The sequence below is a fragment of the Paenibacillus sp. sg306046 genome (assembly GCF_059821225.1).
The window spans coordinates 131,008-149,875 of the sequence record NZ_JCAMRT010000013.1 but is presented as its reverse complement, the minus strand read 5'-3'; the positions used below and the strand labels follow the sequence as shown (position 1 = coordinate 149,875).

Here is an 18,868-nt window from a genome sequence, read left to right as displayed (position 1 = left end):
GATGAGCTGCTCTGGGTCCGGGCGGTTATTTTTAGAGCGTATGGGATATGTCGAGTCAGTTGTGGTATAATAGAAAAGATTTGGCGTTATTCGCCTTTTGGTCTGCTGACGAGGCTGGCAGGACGTTTTCGGCCGCTTGCAGCTGTGCAGAAAATGCTGGATCAAGGCGCTATAGCAGGCTTGCGCGACTCAGGGGAACGCGGCTCTTAGCCGACGCTGGAAGCGCAAACAGGACATGCTATATTTTTACCGTACACAGGGGGAGCCGGTCATGGGAAAAGTGTTTGTTTGCGATCATCCGCTCATACAGCACAAATTAACGTACATAAGAGATGAACATACGAATACCAAAGATTTTCGCGAGCTGGTCGATGAGGTAGCTACACTGATGGCTTACGAAATTACCCGCGATATTCCGCTGCAGAAGGTCGAGGTGCGTACGCCGGTGACAACGGCGGAATGCCGGGTGATTTCCGGCCGGATGCTCGGCCTGATTCCGATTTTGCGCGCGGGGCTCGGTATGTTGGACGGGATGCTCAAGCTTGTTCCGGCCGCCAAGGTCGGCCACATCGGGCTGTATCGCGACCCGGAAACGCTGGAGCCGGTCGAATATTATGCAAAGCTGCCGACGGATGTGCAGGAGCGCGAGCTGATCGTGATCGACCCGATGCTGGCCACAGGCGGCTCGGCCAATGCGGCGATTGCTGCGCTCAAAAAACGCGGCTGTGCGCAGATGAAGCTGATGTGCCTGATCGCGGCGCCGGAAGGCGTAAAGGCGGTTCAGGAGGCGCATCCGGACGTCGATATTTACGTGGCGGCGATTGACGATTATCTGAACGATCACGGCTACATCGTGCCAGGGCTTGGCGACGCCGGGGACCGGTTATTCGGCACGAAATAACAGAGAGACTTTTAGGGAGAGAGGGACCATCATGGCAAAGACAAAAATTATGACGATATTCGGGACAAGACCCGAAGCAATTAAAATGGCCCCTTTGGTCAAGGAGCTGGAGAAGCATCCGGATGAGATCCAATCTCTCGTGTGTGTGACGGCCCAGCATAGACAAATGCTCGATCAAGTGCTCGATATTTTTAAAATCAAGCCTGATTATGATCTGGATGTGATGAAGGACCGCCAGACGCTCAACGAAATTACCATTCGTGTGCTGCAGGGGCTGGACCCGATTTTCCGCGAGGAGAAGCCGGATATGATTCTTGTCCACGGGGATACGCTGACGACGTTTCTGGCCAGCTACGCCGCTTTTATGCAGCAGATTCAGGTCGGCCACGTCGAGGCGGGGCTGCGCACTTGGAACAAGCTGTCGCCATTTCCGGAGGAAATGAACCGTCAGCTGACGGGCGTCCTTTCTGATCTTCATTTTGCGCCGACCGGCTGGTCTGCCGGCAACCTGCTGAAGGAAAGCAAGCCGGAGGAGCGCATTTTCATCACCGGAAATACGGTGACCGATGTGTTCGATTACACGGTGCGCAAGGAGTTTCGTCATCCGATGCTGGACTGGGCCGAAGGCAAGCGTCTCGTGCTGATGACCGCGCACCGCCGGGAGTCGCAGGGCGAGCCGCATCGTCAAGTATTCCGCGCTGTCCGCCGGCTTGCGGATGAGTTCGAGGATATCGCCATCGTGTATCCGGTGCATCCGAGTCCTGCGGTGAAGGAGCCGGCGTATGAGCTGCTGGGCGGACATGACCGGATCAAGCTGATTGACCCGCTTGACGTGTTTGAGTTCCACAACTTTTACCCGCATGCGCATCTGATTCTTACCGATTCCGGCGGCATGCAGGAGGAAGCGCCTTCGTTTGGCGTGCCGGTGCTGGTGCTGCGGGAGACAACCGAGCGTCCGGAAGGAATCGAGGCGGGTACGCTGGAGCTGGTCGGCACGGATGAGCAGCAGGTATATGAGCGGGCCAAAGCGCTGCTCAGCGACCATGAGCTGCATGAGCGGATGAGCCGCTCGGCCAATCCGTATGGCGACGGCAAGGCGTCGGAGCGCATCGTTCAAGCGATTCTGTACCATTTCGGGCACCGCTCGGAGCGTCCGCAAGCTTTCCAACCGTGACAATCTGATGACAAACGCTACAGCGTACAGTTGCACTGTTTGGTTTGAGAAGCGGAGAAGTGTTGATACGCCTAGGTTTTTGTGATTTTTGTCATAGAAAAAATGCCAGCTTATACAATTGACAAAGAACGCATAGCTTAGATAAAATATACTAGGATTGCGGTTTCAGTCGGATATGTAGGCCTGTACATCAACCATGACGAGACAGACCAACTACGGCATCCGGACGATTCTGCGCGCGGGGCAGACGTATGTCCGCATGAAGCGGCGCAGCTTTCATGATAACGGTTGCGGCAGATAAGGAAGGATTATGAAACGGCAAAATTCCAATGACAATCCCTGGCGCGCAGCGGCTTTGGTCAGTGCGCTCGGCGTAGACATCGTTTTGTGTACGGCGCTCGGATATTTCGCCGGAAGCTGGCTTGGATCGAAATCGCCTACTCCCCAGTTCTGGGTAATCGGAGGCGTGATGATCGGCTTCGCCGTCGGAATTGTAACGTGCATACTGGTTGTCAAGACGTTTCTGGAGGACAAACCATCGAGACATGAATAACCAGCTCAAGCTTCTTGTACGCATTACTCTGATCGGTATAGCTGCTCTGCTGCTTGTCGGGTCGTTTTTGCCTGTCTACCGTCCTTATGCTTCCGGGCTTGCGCTTGGCATGATTGTCAGTCTGATCAATGCCTGGCTGCTGATCATGAAGATCGAAGCGGTATCCAGTCAGACTGCCGCGGAGGAAAGAAAGCGCATCAACATCGGGACGCTCTCCCGAATGTGCATGGCGCTGATCGCGGTGATGATAGCCGTCAAGTTTCCGCAATTTCATCTGGTATCCACGATCATTGGATTATTTTTTATCCAATTGGCAACACTCCTGATGGGTTTACTTTTTATTAAAAAATAAATCATGCAATTCTTGGAAAGGAGGAGACTCATAGATGCATGCATTTCCGGTGTGGCAGGTTGGCGGCTTGCAAATCGACCTGTCTACATTTTTAACGATTATCATATCGTGTCTCATTGTGTTTATCTTGGCGCGCCTGTCGGTCCGCAACCTGTCCGTCACCAACCCGTCCAAAATGCAAAACTTTATGGAATGGGTTGTCGAGTTCGTTCAGGGTATTATTTCCAGTGCGATGCCTCTGAATCGCGTCAAGCCGTTTGTAGCGCTCGGCATGACGATCATCATGTTCATCTTCGTGTCCAACTTGTTAGGTTTGCCGTTCGGTCTTGTGTTTACTTTCACACAGCCAGTAGATCTGTTCGGTTATCCGCTTATTACGCAGGCGATGATTGATAGTGCCCATGGTGGCCACGGGGCGGAGGTTGCGTTCTGGAAATCGCCGACGGCCGATGTATCCGTTACGTTCGGTTTGGCAGTTATCGTGTTTGTGCTTACCCATTATTTGGGTTTGAAGGTAAACACGAAGCATTACCTGAAGCATTACTTTGAGCCGTTTTGGTTTTTCCTGCCGCTCAACATCATCAAGGAAATCTCGAAGCCGCTTACGCTTGGTTTGCGTTTGTACGCGAACATCTTTGCGGGCGAGGTGCTGATCGCGACGATTTTGATGGCGGGCATATTCGGCACGCCGCTGCTTATTGCTTGGCAAGGCTTCAGTATTTTCGTCGGCGCCATTCAAGCGTTCCTGTTCACCATTTTGACCATGGTTTATATCAAGCAGGCTTCTGTGCATGAAGAAGAAGGCCATTAGTCTAGAAAAACCTACAATAAAAACCATATTTTGAGGAGGATTTTAACAATGGAATTTTTGGCAGCAGCTTTGGCAATCGGTTTGGGCGCACTTGGCGCAGGTATTGGTAACGGTCTGATCGTAAGTAAAACAGTTGAAGGTATCGCGCGTCAGCCTGAGCTTCGCGGTACGTTGCAAACGACCATGTTTATCGGTGTCGGTATCGTCGAGGTTGTACCTATCATCGGCGTTGTACTCGGCTTCCTGATCTTCTTCGGTGCTTAATTCCATGACGACAGGTTTGGCGCGGACGGCCTGAGCCATCCACGCCTTCGTTTTGCCTACATTGACTGAAAGGAGTGGCATGGATGGGTTGGCATTGGGAATCGTTTGTATTTGCGATCTTGGCGTTTCTAGTTCTCTACTGGCTTCTCAATAAATATGCGTTCGGGCCGTTGTTCGGCATCATGGAAGAACGCAGACGTATCCTTGCTGAGCAAATTTCGAAAACCGAGCAAGACCGCCGCGATGCGGAGAAATTGCTCGCAGAACAGAAGCAAGCCATGCAGGATGTGCGCAAGGACGCTCAGGAAATTTTGGAGCAGGCCCGCACAATGAGCAACAAGCAAAGTCAGGATATCATCGGACAAGCGAAAGAGGAAGCGGTTCGTTTGAAAGACGAGGCTCTTCGCGATATCGAGAACGAAAAGAACAAGGCTGTCGCCAGCTTGAAATCTCAAGTAAGCGCGATGTCGGTTTTGATCGCCTCCAAAATTATTGAGAAGCAAGTCGATGAGAAGTCGCAAGAGCAGTTGGTTGAGCATTACCTGAAAGAAGTAGGGGGCAACCAATGAGCAAGGATACGGTAGTAGCCAAAAGATACGCTAAAGCCTTGTTTGAAATTGCGAAAGAGCAAAATCGGATTGCAGAGATTGAAGAAGAGCTTGGCGGCTTCCTGACGGCTCTGCGTCAGAACGCAGACTTCTACAAGCTGATCGTGCATCCGGGCCTTACTGTGTCTGCCAAGCATGAGCTGCTGGCTAATGTGTTCGGCGGGCAGTTGTCGGAGACTGTGCTTAGCACACTTCAGTTGCTTGTGGAGAACGGCCGGGAAGAACTGCTCGAAGCTCTGGTCGGCTATTATGCGGCGATTGCGGGCGAAGCGCTCGGACAAGCGAAGGCAATTGTGTATACGCCGATTGCGCTGTCCGCAGCGGATGAGCAGCAGATCGTCAGCACGTTTTCGACACTAACAAGCAAAAAAATCCGGGTTGAATCGGTTATTGATAAAAGCTTGCTCGGCGGTATCCAAATCCGGATCGGCGATCGTCTGTATGACGGAAGCTTGTCCGGCAAGCTGAAGCGGTTGGAAAAAGCCTTGAATCAATCACAAGCACTGTAGATAGGGGTGAGACGTTTGAGTATCAAGCCTGAAGAGATCAGCACATTGATTAAACAACAGATTGAAAATTATAAATCGGAAATTCAAGTGGTTGACGTTGGTACAGTTATTCAGGTCGGTGACGGTATTGCTCGTGCACACGGACTGGAAAACGTTATGGCTGGCGAGCTTCTTGAGTTCCCGAACGGCGTACTCGGTCACGCCTTCAACCTTGATGAAAGCAACGTCGGTATCGTTATCCTCGGTCCTTACACGGATATCCGTGAAGGCGACCAGGTTAAACGTACAGGCCGGATCATGGAGGTTCCTGTCGGCGAAGAATTGCTCGGCCGCGTCGTGAACGCACTCGGTCAGCCGGTCGACGGCAGAGGCCCGATCAACACGACGACGTTCCGTCCGATTGAATCCCCGGCGCCGGGCGTTATGGCCCGTAAATCGGTTCATGAGCCGATGCAAACCGGGATCAAGGCGATTGACGCGATGATTCCAGTCGGCCGCGGCCAACGGGAATTGATTATCGGCGACCGTCAAACGGGTAAAACGTCGATCGCGATTGATACGATCATTAACCAAAAAGGCAATGGCGTTAAGTGTATTTATGTCGCTATCGGTCAAAAACAATCGACTGTTGTCGGTGTTGTCGAGCAGCTGCGTAAAGCAGGCGCGCTGGATTACACGATCGTCGTAACCGCTTCGGCTTCCGAGCCGTCCCCGATGCTGTGGCTGGCGCCTTACGCCGGTTGCGCAATGGGCGAGTACTTCATGTACAAGGGCGAGCACGTTCTGATCGTCTATGATGACTTGTCGAAGCAAGCGGCTGCTTACCGTGAGATGTCCTTGCTGCTTCGCCGTCCTCCGGGTCGGGAAGCTTATCCGGGTGACGTTTTCTATCTGCACTCCCGTTTGCTGGAGCGCGCTGCGAAGCTGAGCGATGAGCTTGGCGGGGGTTCATTAACCGCGCTGCCGTTCATCGAAACACAAGCAGGCGACGTATCAGCTTACATCCCGACCAACGTTATCTCGATTACGGACGGTCAAATCTTCCTGGAAGCCGATCTGTTCTACTCCGGTCAGCGTCCGGCGGTTAACGTCGGGATCTCGGTATCCCGGGTAGGGGGCTCCGCTCAAACGAAAGCGATGAAGAAGGTAGCCGGTACGCTTCGCGTAGACTTGGCCCAATACCGCGAGCTCGCGGCGTTCGCCCAGTTCGGCTCCGACCTCGATCGCGCAACGCAAACCCGTCTGAACCGCGGTGTGCGTACGCTCGAAATTTTGAAGCAAGGCGTTAACCAGCCGTTGTCGCTGGAGCGTCAAGTCGCTTCGCTGTACACCGTTGTCAAAGGCCATCTGGACGATCTGCCTGTTCAAGATGTGCGCCGTTTCGAAGAAGAGTTCCTGGGCTTCCTCGATTCGAGCCGCGTCGAAATTTTGAACAGCATCCGCGATACGAAGGATTTGACTGCGGATAACGAGAAGGCATTGACGGATGCCATCCAACAGTTTAAAAAGGGCTTTGCCCGTTCTGAATAGAATCATCCGGCCGGGCTTCGCGCCACGTAAGGAACGTTGAAGCTCGGCTGCTCCACTTGAAGCTTGGGAACTGGCTTTTCCCTCCCGATGACGGACAGAGGCGACAGCGCCATGCGGTCGGCCGGGAAGGCGGGAGGCCTCGAAAGAGAGGTGAGCAAGTATGGCAAAAGGGATGCGCGAAATTAAGCGTCAAATCAAATCCACGCAAAACACGAAGCAAATTACGAAGGCGATGGAGATGGTTTCGGCAGCGAAGCTGCGCCGCTCTCAGGTAGCCGCAGAGGCTGCAAGGCCGTATGCGGATAAGCTGAAGGAAGTGGTGGCCAGCATCGCGGCAGGAACCAAGGGCGTGCAGCATCCGATGCTGCAAAGCCGTCAGGTGAAGAAGACCGGATACCTGGTGATCACATCGGACCGTGGCCTCGCCGGCGGTTACAATGCCAACGTACTGCGTAAAGTCGTCAGTGAGATCAATGACAAGCATAAATCGACGAGCGAATACACGATTTTTGTTATCGGGCGCAAGGGTCGCGACTTCTTCAGCAAGCGGAATATGCCGATCGCCGAGGAAGTGACAGGACTGCCGGATTCGGTCCAATTCTCGGATATCAAGACGATTGCAGCGAAGGCTGTGCAATACTTCGAGGATGGCGCGTATGATCAGTTGTTTCTGGTCTACAACCAGTTCAAAAATGCGATTACCCAAATCCCGACAGTCAAGCGTCTTCTGCCACTTGAAGATGTGACCGGAGCGACTGCCGCGGCTTACGAATATGAGCCGTCTCCGGAAGGCGTACTGGAAGTGTTGCTTCCGAAGTATGCGGAGACGTTGATTTACAGTGCTGTACTCGAAGGTAAGGCGAGTGAATTCGGCGCCAGAATGACGGCGATGAACAGTGCGACCAAAAATGCGACGAAGATGATCAGCTCGTACACGCTTGCCTACAACCGGGCGCGTCAAGCTTCGATCACACAAGAGATTTCCGAAATCGTCGCAGGTGCTAACGCAAGCAGCTAAGTTGCAGACAAGTTGAGTTTCGCCAGTGCGAAATGACAGTATAGGCTTACGATGTAGTTTCGCTTAGGCGAAACTTGGAGGAGGGAAAACATGAGCAAGGGGCGCGTTGTGAATATCACAGGGCCGGTCGTCGATATTGAGTTCGAGCGTGGACACCTCCCTGAGATTCTTAATGCAATCAAGATTGAAAGTAAAGGCCAAGCTGGCCGTGCGGACATCAGCCTGACGGTTGAGGCTGCAGTTCACCTTGGTGATAACATGGTTCGCTGCGTAGCGATGTCTTCGACGGACGGTTTGATCCGTGGCGTAGAGGCTGTCGATACCGGTGCTCCAATTTCCGTACCAGTAGGTCCGGCAACGCTCGGCCGTGTATTTAACGTACTCGGTGATCCCATTGATGGCATCGAAGAAGTGGATCGTACGATCACGAACCCGATCCACAGAGCGGCGCCTACTTTCGAGAACCTGTCCACGAAAGCGGAAATTCTCGAAACAGGCATCAAGGTTATCGACCTGATGGCTCCTTATGCCAAAGGCGGTAAAATCGGTCTCTTCGGCGGTGCGGGCGTAGGTAAAACCGTAACGATGCAAGAGCTGATCCACAACATCGCACAAGAGCACGGCGGTATTTCCGTATTCGCAGGCGTGGGCGAGCGTACTCGTGAAGGGAACGACTTGTACCATGAGATGAAGGATTCCGGCGTTATTTCGAAAACCGCGATGGTATTCGGCCAAATGAACGAGCCGCCAGGCGCGCGTCTTCGCGTAGCTCTGTCCGGTCTGACGATGGCGGAATATTTCCGTGACGAAGAAGGCCGCGACGTGCTTCTGTTTATCGACAACATCTTCCGTTTTACCCAAGCGGGTTCCGAGGTTTCGGCCTTGCTCGGCCGTATGCCGTCCGCGGTAGGTTACCAGCCGACGCTGGCAACCGAGATGGGTCAATTGCAAGAGCGGATTACATCCACGAAGAAAGGTTCCGTTACGTCTATCCAGGCGATCTATGTTCCTGCGGATGACTATACAGACCCGGCTCCGGCAACGGCGTTTGCCCACTTGGACGCAACGACGAACCTGGAGCGGAGCATCGCGGCTGCCGGTATTTTCCCGGCCGTTGACCCGCTGGCTTCCTCTTCGCGGATTTTGACGCCTGAAACGTTGGGCGAAGAGCATTACAAGGTTGCTCAAGGCGTTAAGCAAATTTTGCAGCGCTACAAAGAGCTTCTCGATATTATCGCGATCCTCGGTATGGACGAGCTGTCGGATGAAGACAAGCTGGTCGTACACCGTGCGCGTCGTCTGCGCTTGTTCCTGTCGCAGCCGCTGCACGTTGCTGAAGCGTTCAATGGTATTCCTGGACTGTATGTACCGGTTAAGGAAACGGTCCGCAGCTTCAAAGAAATTTTGGAAGGCAAGCATGACAGCCTTCCTGAGCCGGCGTTCCATAACGTCGGAACGATTGAAGACGCGATTGAGAAAGCGAAGACACTGTAATCGCAATCGAACCGTTATACTCATGCCCTCCCCCGTTCTGGGGGCGGGCATCACTAGGTACACAGGAGGGGAATCCAAGTGAGCACATTCCTGCTGGAAATCGTAACCCCTGAGCGCAAGGTGTACGCCGAGCCGGCGAATATGATTATTGTCGCTGGCGTCGAAGGGGAGCTTGGAATTCTGCCGAATCACATTCCACTTGTCACCCCGCTGAAAATCGCGCCTGTTACGGTGAAAAAGCAAGGTTCGAAGGACCATGTGATCGCCGTAAACGGCGGGTTTATGGAAGTGCGCAAGGATAAGGTGGTCATTTTGGCGGAAAGCGCCGAGCTGCCGGAGCAAATTGACGTAGATCGGGCGAAGGCTGCCAAAGACCGCGCCGAGCAGCGTCTGAAAAGCGCCAAGCAAGAGAAGATTGATTTTCATCGCGCTGAGCTGGCTTTGCAGCGTGCGATTAATCGGATTGGCGTTTCCGGTAAACATTAATAGACGAGCACGAAAAAAGCGGAAGACTTTGTCCTCCGCTTTTTTTCTCATTTATAACCCCAGCCGTTGGCCGCGTTCCATACGTTGAATATATTGCTCCCCGTTATCCGCCAGCTCCCGGAACTGCAAGATCGTTTCACGCATTTTCGGAAGCGCATCCTGCTTATAAGCGCTGATAGAGTCTAAAGCCGACAGTACATCAGTGAATGCCTGCTTCATCGTATCAACGGATATGCTCGTTTCGAGCGCCTGCTTGTGAATGGCTGCACCTTGATTTTTTAACATCCGGGATGTGCTGCTTATGATATTATTTGTCACCTGATCAAGCAGTTCAATTTTCTGCAGGACGATTTTCTGATTATAAAGTGCGCTCGCGACCGTAACCGATATTTTCAGCGCAGATACGGTAACCGTGCGGGCCCGGTCTACACCGCGGATCAGCTCTTTATTGTTGCGAATCACAACTTCCATCGCCATAATGCCCTGCTGATTTACCACCTGCATCTGCTGCAAATCCATCACCCGTTGGCGCAGCGGGAACAGAACCTCCTCTGTAATAAAGCGGATTTTTTCATCGGCCTCCTGATGGAAGGTCGCCACCTGCAGCTGCGATTCAATTTCTTCATCCATCAGCATACCGAGCTCAATTTCCTTCTGCAGCTTTTTTGTCAGCTCCCGCAGCGCGTGCTGTTCAAATTCCAGCGTTGTATTGTCGTTTCTCAGGATCGCTTTGCCTTTGTCGAGCGAAGTAATAATGTTGGCTATGATGGCATCGGCCTTCTGGTACTTGGCGAAGTAGCTGCGCAAAGGGTTGAAGAGCCTGCCTAGCAAGCCATCCCTTGTAAAATCTATGACGCTGGGGTCTAATTCCTTCAATTGGAGATGAAGCTCGGTCAGACCTTGAGCGACCTGACCTCCTTCATCGCCGATCTGGGACAATTTTTTGACCGTCACCTGCAGCAGCGAGTTTTTCTCCGAGGAAGAAGTCATCGTGCTTAATCCAAACCGGTCGATGGACTGTAAAATTTCCTTCCGCTTTTCCAGCGAGCCGACATCCAACTGCAGAATGGCTGAAACATTGGTGATGGCCATCTCTTTGAGCTGTGTAATTTCCTCGGCAACAGGCTTTACTTGCTCAGCAATTGCTGTTTTTAATTTCTCTGTATTAATAATTTCCATCGAAAATGACATCGTCATTCCTCCTCATAGGGGTGAGCTTACATTTGGACATTAAGCAAATTGCCGATTTTGTATACGACATCATCCGTATCGGCATTGATGCTTGCAGCTTCGTTGATGCTCGAAATATTTTGCAGCGCCTGAATGTTTGCATTGTAGCCAATCGTATAAATCGGGATTTTGTACGTTTCGATAATTCCCCTGACATCCTTGAGGGAATGGCCTTCATTGGTTTCCCCGTCGCTCAGCACGAAAATAAGCGGCTTCACATCCGGATTTGCGGTCAGCTCATCCTGCAGCATTTTCACGGCTGTAACAACTCCATCAAAGGTAGCCGTATTTCCGCCGGACTGGAGGCTATTGACTGCACCGACAAACAGAGATTGCTGGTTTGTGTCGTATTTGGCAACAGGCAGATGAATCGTCACCTTACTGGAATAAGAGACAAGTCCGATACTGTTGTTTTTCCCTAAATATTTCTGTCCCTGGATCAGCGACTCCTTCAGGCGGTTCAACGGCTGGCCTGCCATACTGCCGGAGACGTCGGCTACGAAAACTGCGGCAATATCCTTGCTGCCATTTTTCTTTTCCTTCCACACCTTCTGAGCCGAGGCCAGCAGGCTGCCATCCATCGCACCGATTTCCGGCTTGTATTCATTCAAATGATTGAAGCCTTTGTCCTGAGCCGACTTCTGGTAGCTCTCCTGCGTCACGAACTCGGCGAATTTCTTCATGATATCCAGCTTGGTCTGACTTGGGCTGCCAATGGCATATAACGGGCTATCGTGCCGCAAGCCAAATGGCGTAAACACATAGCCGGTTTTCAGGTCTTGAGCGTTAGTAAAGGTCTGATATTCCAATACAAAGCTGTCGAGCATCCCGGATTTCGCCGCGTCGCGCATTTGCAGGGTGGTGGACGCGAGGAAGGGGACATTGGCCTGGAAGCCTTCAAATCCTTGGACGGCTTTATCGCTGAGCGGATTGGCCCGGTCAAAGGTACCAAGCGCCGTTACAAGGAAATTTAACCCGGTGGAGCTGGCGAAAGGATCGGTATAGCCCATCGCGAGCTCATTCGCGGCAATGGCGTCGGTGACCGTTTTGACGCTTAGCGAGCCGTATTTGCTGACGAGTTCATCGTATTTCTTTTTGCTGGTCACAATGCCTGCAACGTTGCCGACAAGCCGCTTGGACACAAGCTGTACAGGAATGCCTTGCGCCTTCACCATCTCGCCCCATAATTCGTTAGACGGCGTGAAGGCATCGGGCATATATTTGCCGGACTTGATGTAATCAGCGGCCGTTCCGGAAGCGATATTACGGATTTTAACAGAAACGGGCTTCCCGTTAACCTGAATGCCTGCACTGTTGAACGCTTGCGCCACCTCGTTCAGCCAGCCGTCAGCACCTGTTCCCGATTTCTCGGTGGAGGAAAAAACCTCAATAAAGGTTTCCGTCGTATTCGCTACAGATATCGGAAATTTGGCGATATCGGGCAACGAGTCGCCCAGTGCGACAGGATCGAGGTCGATTTGCCCTTTGATCGGCTTCGCGGTCGTTACCGAAATTTCGCTGTATAAGCGATCAAGCTGCTCGGCCGCCTCCTCCTCGCTTACCTGGGTCTGGCTTTTGCCCAGATTGGAGGTCAGGCTGATCCCTGCGTAAACGAGAATGAATACCATTATGGCAATACCAACGAGAACGAAAAACGGTTTACTTTTACCCGCCATACTCATCTCCCCTTTAAGGCTTATAATATTTGGTTTGCTGGATCAGCCGATCCATTTCCTTCAGGCCCGCCAGCTCATTCACATCCGTTAGCGTCACGCTGTCCAGCAGGGACATTTCCAGCAGCAGCTGGTCCAGCTTCAGCAAAATTTCTTCGTTGACATTCAAGTAACCGCTGATATAACGGACAAATTCCTGATACAGCTCTGTTTTTTCCTGATTAATTTTGCTGGAAAGGGAAGCTCGGGTTTGCCGGCTGGAAGGCGCGGACATCCCTGAAGCGTCAAATACCGTCAGCTTGTTCAGGACACTCCGGATGTTCAAATAAAAAAGCTGCTCCACCTCATGGATGACCGAGCTGAATTTCTTATAGCTCAATTCCGTTTGCTCAAAGCGCTGATCAAGCACCCCGTATAGGGCTGTTTTTTTTCTCGCCAGCTGCTGTAATTGTTCGAGCGAGCTTTGCGCCTGTTGCATGAATACGCCAGCGCTTCGAAAATGCTGCAAGGCAAGTATGTAATCTTCATGTGTTTTGAGCTGCTTGACAGGGACCGCCGCCGGGCGCTTAAACAGTAAAACAAAGCTGCCATACATCAGAATCAGCAGACTCATGACCAATAAGGTGATCCCTGAAGCCGTCTCTAATGCGCTTGAGCCTCCAATCGTTAACCCGATGAGACCTGGCGACAGCACCCAAATATTAATTCCGACAATACCGGCGACAAGTCCCGCAAGCTTGATCCATCGCAGACTATTCAACCTACCACCTCCTCTGCGAGCGGTTGGCTGCAAATGAAGCCCCAACCGTTTTTACCTTATTCCCAGTGTAACAGAATACAATGAAACAGGCTCCTTAAACTTCCTGGACATCCACTTTTTAAAATGTGAGCAACATCACACCGGGCAGATGAAAATAAATGATAACTATGCGATAGTTTACGGCAAAATGAACGGCTGGTTGCATGGGCGTCTTCATCCGGATTTATCGGAGGAAAACGATGCCGGAAAGCGCTTCGGCGCCGGAAAATGTTAGACACCCCATGGGCCTTTTGTTATAATTGGAAAGGTACATATTAACAGTTTTTGTGTAAATACTAAAAGGAAAGTTAGCAGTTCAGTACGTCAAAGCTCAAGCAAGACAATCAGTTACATAAGGGAGGCGGTTCGTTCGCGATGAACATGAACAATTACGTGATCGTAACGATTTTTCTCTTCTTGGGGGTGTTGCTTCCTATTGCAGCGCTTACAATTGGTCGCTGGCTGCGCCCGCACAAGCCGGTGGAGGAGAAGTACACAACTTATGAAAGCGGTAACGTACCAGTGGGGGAGGGGCAGGTTCGTTTCAACATCCGGTATTACCTGTTTGCATTAATGTTTGTCATTTTTGATGTCGAGACTGTGTTTCTATACCCATGGGCCGTTGCATACAAGCAACTTGGCTTGTTTGCGCTTGTGGAAATGTGCATATTTGTCGCACTGCTGATCATAGGGTTACTTTACGCCTGGAAGAAGAAGGTGCTCAAATGGACCTCAATCTAGAAAAAATCTCACCCGAAGAACGCCAGGAAATGGAACGGACCGTATTTATGACGACGCTGGAGCAAATCAAGGCGTGGGCGCGCAGCAACTCGTTGTGGCCGCTTACGTTCGGTCTCGCCTGTTGCGCGATCGAGATGATGGGCACTGGCGGCTCCCACTACGATCTGGACCGGTTCGGCGTTATTTTCCGTACATCCCCGCGTCAATCGGACGTGATGATCGTTGCGGGTACCGTGACCAAAAAGATGGCGCCGCTGCTGCGCCGGTTGTACGAGCAGATGCCCGAGCCAAAATGGGTAATCGCAATGGGCTCCTGTGCGACCGCCGGCGGGCCCTACGTGAAATCGTATGCCGTCGTCAAGGGCGTCGATCAGATCGTTCCGGTGGATGTATACATCCCCGGCTGTCCTCCGAATCCTGCGGCGCTGATCTATGGCATCAATAAGCTGCAGGAGAAAATCCGCTACGAAGCGAAAACCGGTAAGCAGGTGACCAACCGATGAGCGACGATCCAAAGCAAGACAAGGCGCCCGGCGCTGAGCCGGAGCGTTCGGACAGTCCGTCCGGCGCAGCCGAGTCGCAGTCCGCACCATCCGCGCCAGCGTCAGCCGATGCCTCGCCTGTAAGCGCGGCGTCCGGGGAAACCCCGGCTGCTGCGCCGAAGGCGGCCCCGTCGGACGAGGAGAAGGAAGCGAAGGCCAAGGCGGCCGCAGAGGCTCGGGCAGCCCGCGCCAAGGAACGGGCGGCCAAGGCGGAAGCCGAGGCGGCAGCTGCGCCGGAGGCTCCGAAGGAGCCTTCCCCGAGCCAGCCGCTGCTGGATCGCCTGTTGGCGCTGCTGCAGGAGCTGCCGGGCGGCGTCATTCAGGAAGCCTTTATTAATGAGAAAGGCGGACATGTTCCGTACCTGATCGTCCGTGGAGAGTCATGGCCTACAGTGGCCGAGCTGCTGAAAAGCCATCCGGAGCTGCGGCTGAACTATTTGCGCAATGTCTCCGGCATCGACATGGAGACCCATATGGAGGTCGCGTATCATCTGATTTCTCTGGATAGCCGGCATGAATACTGCATCAAGGTGAAAACGGATCGGGAAGCGCCGTCGATCCCGTCTGTCTCTTCCATCTGGCCGACGGCAAACTGGAATGAGCGAGAAATTTACGATTTATTCGGCATTGACTTTCCGGGACATCCCGACTTGCGCCGGATTATGATGGCTGACGATTGGATAGGCCATCCGCTGCGCAAAGATTATGAGCCGTTTGACCCGGAGGTGTAGATCGTGGCGATTAGAACCGAAGAACTGCTTTTGAATGTAGGCCCGCAGCATCCGAGTACGCACGGAGTTTTCCGTATTATCGTCAAGCTGGACGGGGAAGTGATCAAGGAAGCGATCCCCGTCATGGGTTATTTGCATCGGGGGACGGAGAAGCTGGCCGAGAACCTGATGTATACGCAAATTATCCCCTACACGGACCGGATGGATTACGTGTCCGCGATGACGAATAACTACGTGCTGGTGCATGCGGTCGAGAAGCTGATGCAGCTGGAAATTCCCGAGCGGGCCGAATTTTTGCGGCTGATTGTGATGGAGCTGCAGCGGGTGGCGAGCCATCTCGTCTGGTGGGGCACGTACTTGCTTGATATCGGGGCGATGAGTCCGTTTCTGTATGCGTTCCGGGATCGGGAAATCATCATCGACCTGTTTACGGAGCTGTGCGGCGCTCGTCTAACTTACAACTATATGCGGGTCGGCGGCGTGAAGTGGGATGCACCTGAAGGCTGGATTCAGAAGGTCCGCGAGTTTGTACCGTACATGAGGGAGAAGCTGGAGGAGTATGACCGTCTGGTCAGCGGCAATGAAATTTTTCTGGCGCGGATCAAGGGCGTCGGCAAATACGATGCCGAGACGGCCATCGCCTACGGCTTGAGCGGAGCCAACTTGCGCTGTACCGGGGTTAATTGGGATTTGCGGAAGGCTCAGCCTTACAGTCTTTATGATCGGTTTGAGTTCGATGTTCCGGTGTCACATGTCGGCGATTGCCACGATCGGTATTTGCTGCGCATGGAGGAAATCCGCCAGTCGCTCCGCATTCTGGAGCAAGCGGTGGAGCAGTTCCCCGGCGATGGCGAAATTATGGGCAAGGTGCCCCGGGTGCTTCGCCCTGCCGAGGGTGAGGTGTATGCGGCCATCGAATCGCCGCGTGGCGAAATCGGCTGCTACATCGTATCGAAAGGGAAAGATAAGCCATACCGGCTGAAGTTCCGCAGGCCGTCGTTTGTCAATCTGCAGATTTTGCCGAAGCTGTTGGTCGGGGAAACGATGACGAACCTGATCACCATCCTCGGAGGCATTGATATTGTCGTCGGGGAGGTTGACTGCTGATGTTCGGGTTGCTCGATCAACCGTTGACATGGATGAGCGCAGCCGTTTTTTTCGCTTGGGCGGTTGCGCTGCTGCTGATCATTCTCGGATTTGTGACGTATGCGATTTATTTTGAGCGAAAAATATTGGGCTGGATGCAGCTGCGGATCGGACCGAACCGGACAGGGCCGCTTGGCCTGCTGCAGACGGTCGCGGACGTGTTCAAGCTGCTGATCAAGGAGGATACGATTCCGCGCAAGGCGGATCGCGGGCTGTTTATTCTCGCGCCGATCATTACATTTATTCCTGCCTTTGTTGTGACGGCGGTTATTCCTTATTCCAGCGGGCTGATCACCAGCGATTTGAATATCGGGGTGCTGTATTACGTGGCGTTATCCGGTATTTCCACGATCGGTATCGTACTCGGAGGCTGGGCCTCCAACAACAAGTACGCGCTGCTCGGAGGGATGCGTTCCGCTGCCCAGATGATCAGCTATGAGATTCCGCTTGTCATCTCGGTTGTCGGCGTGGTCATGATGACGGGCAGCATGAACCTGAACCGGATCGTTGAAGCGCAAGGCGGCGGCTTCTGGCACTGGAACTTCCTGCCGCAAATCGTCGGCTTCGCCGTCTTTACCATTGCAGCGGTGTCGGAGCTGAACCGGACGCCGTTTGACTTGCCGGAGGCGGAGTCTGAGCTGGTTGCCGGCTACCACGTCGAATACAGCGGGTTCCGGTTTGCCTTCTTCATGCTGGCCGAATACGTCTATGTATTTGCCATCGCCGGGCTGACGACAACGTTGTTTCTGGGGGGCTGGCACGCGCCGTTTTCGTTCCTCAGCTTCATTCCGGGCATTCTGTGGTTTTTGCTAAAATTTTCACTGATCGTGTTTGTGCTCATCTGGCTGCGGGGGACGCTGCCGCGGGTCCGTGTGGATCAGCTGATGGGACTTGGCTGGAGGGTGCTGCTGCCGCTGGCGCTCGTTAATATTTTCATAACGGCCATCTACATGGCGATTGTCATGTAGGAAGCAGCTGCTGCCGGCAGGCCTACGACGAAAGGGTGAATGAAATGAAAGGTATCGTGAAGGGGCTTGGCGTCACACTGAAAAGCTTGACGGCCAAGAAAATCACGTATGCATATCCCGATGTGCCGCTGTCGCTGCCCGATCGGTTCCGCGGCATTCAGCACTTCGATCCGGAGAAATGCATCGTGTGCAACCAGTGCGCCCGGATTTGTCCGACGGAATGCATTACATTGGTCGGCAAGCCGAATCCGGACCCGGAGAAGAAGGGCAAAGTGATCGACACGTATGACATCAACTTTGAGATTTGCATTCTCTGCGATCTGTGTACCGAGGTATGTCCGACCGAAGCGATTGTTATGACGAACAACTTCGAGCTAAGCTCGTACAGCCGGGATGACTTATTTAAAAACCTCGAATGGCTGAACAACAACAATGTCAATGTGCGCCAAGAGAATAACTCGGCTATGCCGAAGGGCGGTGCCAAGTAATGGCGGGCAATATCGTGACCTTCCTGTCGAGCGGCGAAAACGTGGTCTTTTTCGTCTGCGCTCTGCTGGCGATCGGCGGCGCGATCTTTATGATCAACTATACGCAGGTTGTCCATATGGTGCTGGCGCTGGCGTTGACCTTTGTCAGCCTGGCCGGGCTGTATGTGATTTTGCAGGCGGAGTTTGTAGCGATCGTACAGATTTTGATTTATGCAGGAGCGATCTCCATCCTGATGATTTTCGGCATTATGATGACCAAGCACCACAAGCACGATGAAGAGGAGCCGCGCCGTCCATGGCATAACGGGCTGCTCTTTGTCGGCGCGGCCGGCTTGTTCGGCATCATCTTCTACGTCATCCAGCAGACACCGCTCCAGGCCGGGGAGTTTCCTCAGGTCGAGGACAACACGATGGAAATCGGCAAGCTGCTGTTTGGCCAATATGTCATTCCGTTTGAGCTGATGTCGGTGCTGCTGACCGTAGCGTTCATCGGGGCTATTATTATCGCGAAGCGGGAGGAGGATTAGGCATGGGAGCAGCAGCAGGCCCGGCAACCCCTTATTTGACGCTCGCCGCGATTTTGTTCTGCATTGGCTTGTACGGAGCATTGTCCAAGAAAAACGCGGTTATCGTTCTGTTGTCCATTGAGCTGATGCTGAACGCCGTGAATCTCAATCTGGTGGCGTTCTCCAGATTTGGCGCGCAGCCCGGCTTAACAGGGCAAATTTTTTCTCTGTTTAATATTACGGTGGCGGCAGCGGAGGTGGCGGTGGGCATCGCCATTCTGATCGCTTTCTATCGTAACAGGGGAACGACGGATGTCGGAGACATGGATTCGATGAAGCGATAG

23 protein-coding genes are annotated in these 18,868 nt (G+C 53.0%); 20 read left to right on the top strand and 3 right to left on the bottom strand.

Annotated elements, in window-relative coordinates; genetic code table 11:
* Positions 1–271 precede the first annotated feature (271 nt).
* The 12 genes from upp to AC6ROY_RS15050 all read left to right on the top strand — a co-directional run bounded on the left by upp (position 272) and on the right by AC6ROY_RS15050 (position 9,700).
* Complete coding sequence (upp, locus tag AC6ROY_RS15105) at positions 272–901, top strand: uracil phosphoribosyltransferase (protein ID WP_500101401.1); 630 nt, start codon at positions 272–274, stop codon at positions 899–901.
* Between the two features lie 31 nt (positions 902–932).
* The gene (gene wecB / locus AC6ROY_RS15100) at positions 933–2,075 is read left to right on the top strand and encodes a non-hydrolyzing UDP-N-acetylglucosamine 2-epimerase (protein WP_500101400.1); all 1,143 of its coding nucleotides are present in this window, start codon (positions 933–935) and stop codon (positions 2,073–2,075) included.
* Between the two features lie 310 nt (positions 2,076–2,385).
* A complete protein-coding gene (locus AC6ROY_RS15095; protein WP_500101399.1) occupies positions 2,386–2,628 on the top strand; it encodes an AtpZ/AtpI family protein in 243 nt (80 codons plus the stop codon).
* Positions 2,621–2,980, top strand: coding sequence for an ATP synthase subunit I (locus AC6ROY_RS15090; RefSeq protein ID WP_500101398.1), 360 nt, complete (start codon positions 2,621–2,623; stop codon positions 2,978–2,980). Before AC6ROY_RS15095 ends, AC6ROY_RS15090 begins: the two co-directional genes overlap by 8 nt.
* Before the next feature lie 34 nt (positions 2,981–3,014).
* Positions 3,015–3,791: a F0F1 ATP synthase subunit A gene (atpB, locus tag AC6ROY_RS15085; protein WP_500101397.1), complete on the top strand. Its 777-nt coding sequence runs from the start codon at positions 3,015–3,017 to the stop codon at positions 3,789–3,791.
* Positions 3,792–3,839: 48 nt separating this feature from the next.
* Positions 3,840–4,055 (top strand): F0F1 ATP synthase subunit C, encoded by a 216-nt coding sequence (atpE, locus tag AC6ROY_RS15080; protein WP_025850351.1) that lies wholly within the window; start codon positions 3,840–3,842, stop codon positions 4,053–4,055.
* Between the two features lie 83 nt (positions 4,056–4,138).
* Positions 4,139–4,624, top strand: coding sequence for a F0F1 ATP synthase subunit B (gene atpF / locus AC6ROY_RS15075; RefSeq protein ID WP_500101396.1), 486 nt, complete (start codon positions 4,139–4,141; stop codon positions 4,622–4,624).
* Entirely contained in the window at positions 4,621–5,172 is a 552-nt protein-coding gene (locus AC6ROY_RS15070) for a F0F1 ATP synthase subunit delta (protein WP_500101395.1), read from the top strand. Before atpF ends, AC6ROY_RS15070 begins: the two co-directional genes overlap by 4 nt.
* 15 nt (positions 5,173–5,187) lie before the next feature.
* Positions 5,188–6,702, top strand: coding sequence for a F0F1 ATP synthase subunit alpha (gene atpA, locus AC6ROY_RS15065; protein WP_500101394.1), 1,515 nt, complete (start codon positions 5,188–5,190; stop codon positions 6,700–6,702).
* A gap of 160 nt (positions 6,703–6,862) precedes the next feature.
* The gene (gene atpG / locus AC6ROY_RS15060; RefSeq protein ID WP_500101393.1) at positions 6,863–7,720 is read left to right on the top strand and encodes an ATP synthase F1 subunit gamma; all 858 of its coding nucleotides are present in this window, start codon (positions 6,863–6,865) and stop codon (positions 7,718–7,720) included.
* Positions 7,721–7,810: 90 nt separating this feature from the next.
* On the top strand, positions 7,811–9,214 hold the full coding sequence (gene atpD, locus AC6ROY_RS15055; RefSeq protein WP_500101392.1) for a F0F1 ATP synthase subunit beta: 1,404 nt from the start codon (positions 7,811–7,813) through the stop codon (positions 9,212–9,214).
* A gap of 78 nt (positions 9,215–9,292) precedes the next feature.
* A complete protein-coding gene (locus AC6ROY_RS15050) occupies positions 9,293–9,700 on the top strand; it encodes a F0F1 ATP synthase subunit epsilon (RefSeq protein ID WP_500101391.1) in 408 nt (135 codons plus the stop codon).
* Between the two features lie 51 nt (positions 9,701–9,751).
* On the opposite strand, the gene AC6ROY_RS15045 is transcribed toward AC6ROY_RS15050, so the two are convergent.
* The 3 genes from AC6ROY_RS15045 to AC6ROY_RS15035 are packed head-to-tail and all read right to left on the bottom strand — an operon-like array spanning position 9,752 to position 13,363.
* Positions 9,752–10,891 carry a toxic anion resistance protein gene (locus tag AC6ROY_RS15045; RefSeq protein WP_500101390.1) on the bottom strand — a complete coding sequence of 380 codons (1,140 nt, stop codon included), beginning with the start codon at positions 10,889–10,891 and terminating at the stop codon, positions 9,752–9,754.
* 26 nt (positions 10,892–10,917) lie between these two features.
* Positions 10,918–12,606: a vWA domain-containing protein gene (locus tag AC6ROY_RS15040; protein WP_500101389.1), complete on the bottom strand. Its 1,689-nt coding sequence runs from the start codon at positions 12,604–12,606 to the stop codon at positions 10,918–10,920.
* Between the two features lie 13 nt (positions 12,607–12,619).
* The gene (locus AC6ROY_RS15035; RefSeq protein WP_500101388.1) at positions 12,620–13,363 is read right to left on the bottom strand and encodes a hypothetical protein; all 744 of its coding nucleotides are present in this window, start codon (positions 13,361–13,363) and stop codon (positions 12,620–12,622) included.
* A gap of 414 nt (positions 13,364–13,777) precedes the next feature.
* On the opposite strand from AC6ROY_RS15035, the gene AC6ROY_RS15030 reads away from it, so the two are divergent.
* Genes AC6ROY_RS15030 through nuoK form a run of 8 tightly spaced genes read left to right on the top strand, consistent with a single transcriptional unit; the run spans position 13,778 to position 18,868 of the window.
* Positions 13,778–14,143 (top strand): NADH-quinone oxidoreductase subunit A, encoded by a 366-nt coding sequence (locus AC6ROY_RS15030; protein WP_500101387.1) that lies wholly within the window; start codon positions 13,778–13,780, stop codon positions 14,141–14,143.
* Complete coding sequence (locus AC6ROY_RS15025) at positions 14,128–14,646, top strand: NuoB/complex I 20 kDa subunit family protein (RefSeq protein WP_500101386.1); 519 nt, start codon at positions 14,128–14,130, stop codon at positions 14,644–14,646. The genes AC6ROY_RS15030 and AC6ROY_RS15025 overlap by 16 nt, the downstream gene beginning before the upstream one ends.
* Positions 14,643–15,416, top strand: a complete 774-nt coding sequence (locus tag AC6ROY_RS15020) for an NADH-quinone oxidoreductase subunit C (protein WP_500101385.1) — start codon at positions 14,643–14,645, stop codon at positions 15,414–15,416. Before AC6ROY_RS15025 ends, AC6ROY_RS15020 begins: the two co-directional genes overlap by 4 nt.
* A 3-nt stretch (positions 15,417–15,419) precedes the next feature.
* Entirely contained in the window at positions 15,420–16,523 is a 1,104-nt protein-coding gene (locus AC6ROY_RS15015; protein ID WP_500101384.1) for an NADH-quinone oxidoreductase subunit D, read from the top strand.
* On the top strand, positions 16,523–17,530 hold the full coding sequence (gene nuoH, locus AC6ROY_RS15010) for an NADH-quinone oxidoreductase subunit NuoH (protein WP_500101383.1): 1,008 nt from the start codon (positions 16,523–16,525) through the stop codon (positions 17,528–17,530). The genes AC6ROY_RS15015 and nuoH overlap by 1 nt, the downstream gene beginning before the upstream one ends.
* Before the next feature lie 44 nt (positions 17,531–17,574).
* Complete coding sequence (nuoI, locus tag AC6ROY_RS15005; protein ID WP_500101382.1) at positions 17,575–18,018, top strand: NADH-quinone oxidoreductase subunit NuoI; 444 nt, start codon at positions 17,575–17,577, stop codon at positions 18,016–18,018.
* Positions 18,018–18,545: an NADH-quinone oxidoreductase subunit J gene (locus tag AC6ROY_RS15000; protein ID WP_500101381.1), complete on the top strand. Its 528-nt coding sequence runs from the start codon at positions 18,018–18,020 to the stop codon at positions 18,543–18,545. Before nuoI ends, AC6ROY_RS15000 begins: the two co-directional genes overlap by 1 nt.
* 2 nt (positions 18,546–18,547) lie before the next feature.
* On the top strand, positions 18,548–18,868 hold the full coding sequence (nuoK, locus tag AC6ROY_RS14995) for an NADH-quinone oxidoreductase subunit NuoK (protein ID WP_500101380.1): 321 nt from the start codon (positions 18,548–18,550) through the stop codon (positions 18,866–18,868).

Bases quoted from the DNA above. Each gene is read 5' to 3' on its own strand.
- upp (WP_500101401.1), top strand. From the start codon at position 272: ATGGGAAAAGTGTTTGTTTGCGATCATCCGCTCATACAGCACAAATTA.
- wecB (WP_500101400.1), top strand. From the start codon at position 933: ATGGCAAAGACAAAAATTATGACGATATTCGGGACAAGACCCGAAGCA.
- AC6ROY_RS15095 (WP_500101399.1), top strand. From the start codon at position 2,386: ATGAAACGGCAAAATTCCAATGACAATCCCTGGCGCGCAGCGGCTTTG.
- AC6ROY_RS15090 (WP_500101398.1), top strand. From the start codon at position 2,621: ATGAATAACCAGCTCAAGCTTCTTGTACGCATTACTCTGATCGGTATA.
- atpB (WP_500101397.1), top strand. From the start codon at position 3,015: ATGCATGCATTTCCGGTGTGGCAGGTTGGCGGCTTGCAAATCGACCTG.
- atpE (WP_025850351.1), top strand. From the start codon at position 3,840: ATGGAATTTTTGGCAGCAGCTTTGGCAATCGGTTTGGGCGCACTTGGC.
- atpF (WP_500101396.1), top strand. From the start codon at position 4,139: ATGGGTTGGCATTGGGAATCGTTTGTATTTGCGATCTTGGCGTTTCTA.
- AC6ROY_RS15070 (WP_500101395.1), top strand. From the start codon at position 4,621: ATGAGCAAGGATACGGTAGTAGCCAAAAGATACGCTAAAGCCTTGTTT.
- atpG (WP_500101393.1), top strand. From the start codon at position 6,863: ATGGCAAAAGGGATGCGCGAAATTAAGCGTCAAATCAAATCCACGCAA.
- atpD (WP_500101392.1), top strand. From the start codon at position 7,811: ATGAGCAAGGGGCGCGTTGTGAATATCACAGGGCCGGTCGTCGATATT.
- AC6ROY_RS15045 (WP_500101390.1), bottom strand. From the start codon at position 10,891: ATGTCATTTTCGATGGAAATTATTAATACAGAGAAATTAAAAACAGCA.
- AC6ROY_RS15040 (WP_500101389.1), bottom strand. From the start codon at position 12,606: ATGGCGGGTAAAAGTAAACCGTTTTTCGTTCTCGTTGGTATTGCCATA.
- AC6ROY_RS15030 (WP_500101387.1), top strand. From the start codon at position 13,778: ATGAACATGAACAATTACGTGATCGTAACGATTTTTCTCTTCTTGGGG.
- AC6ROY_RS15025 (WP_500101386.1), top strand. From the start codon at position 14,128: ATGGACCTCAATCTAGAAAAAATCTCACCCGAAGAACGCCAGGAAATG.
- AC6ROY_RS15020 (WP_500101385.1), top strand. From the start codon at position 14,643: ATGAGCGACGATCCAAAGCAAGACAAGGCGCCCGGCGCTGAGCCGGAG.
- nuoH (WP_500101383.1), top strand. From the start codon at position 16,523: ATGTTCGGGTTGCTCGATCAACCGTTGACATGGATGAGCGCAGCCGTT.
- nuoI (WP_500101382.1), top strand. From the start codon at position 17,575: ATGAAAGGTATCGTGAAGGGGCTTGGCGTCACACTGAAAAGCTTGACG.
- AC6ROY_RS15000 (WP_500101381.1), top strand. From the start codon at position 18,018: ATGGCGGGCAATATCGTGACCTTCCTGTCGAGCGGCGAAAACGTGGTC.
- nuoK (WP_500101380.1), top strand. From the start codon at position 18,548: ATGGGAGCAGCAGCAGGCCCGGCAACCCCTTATTTGACGCTCGCCGCG.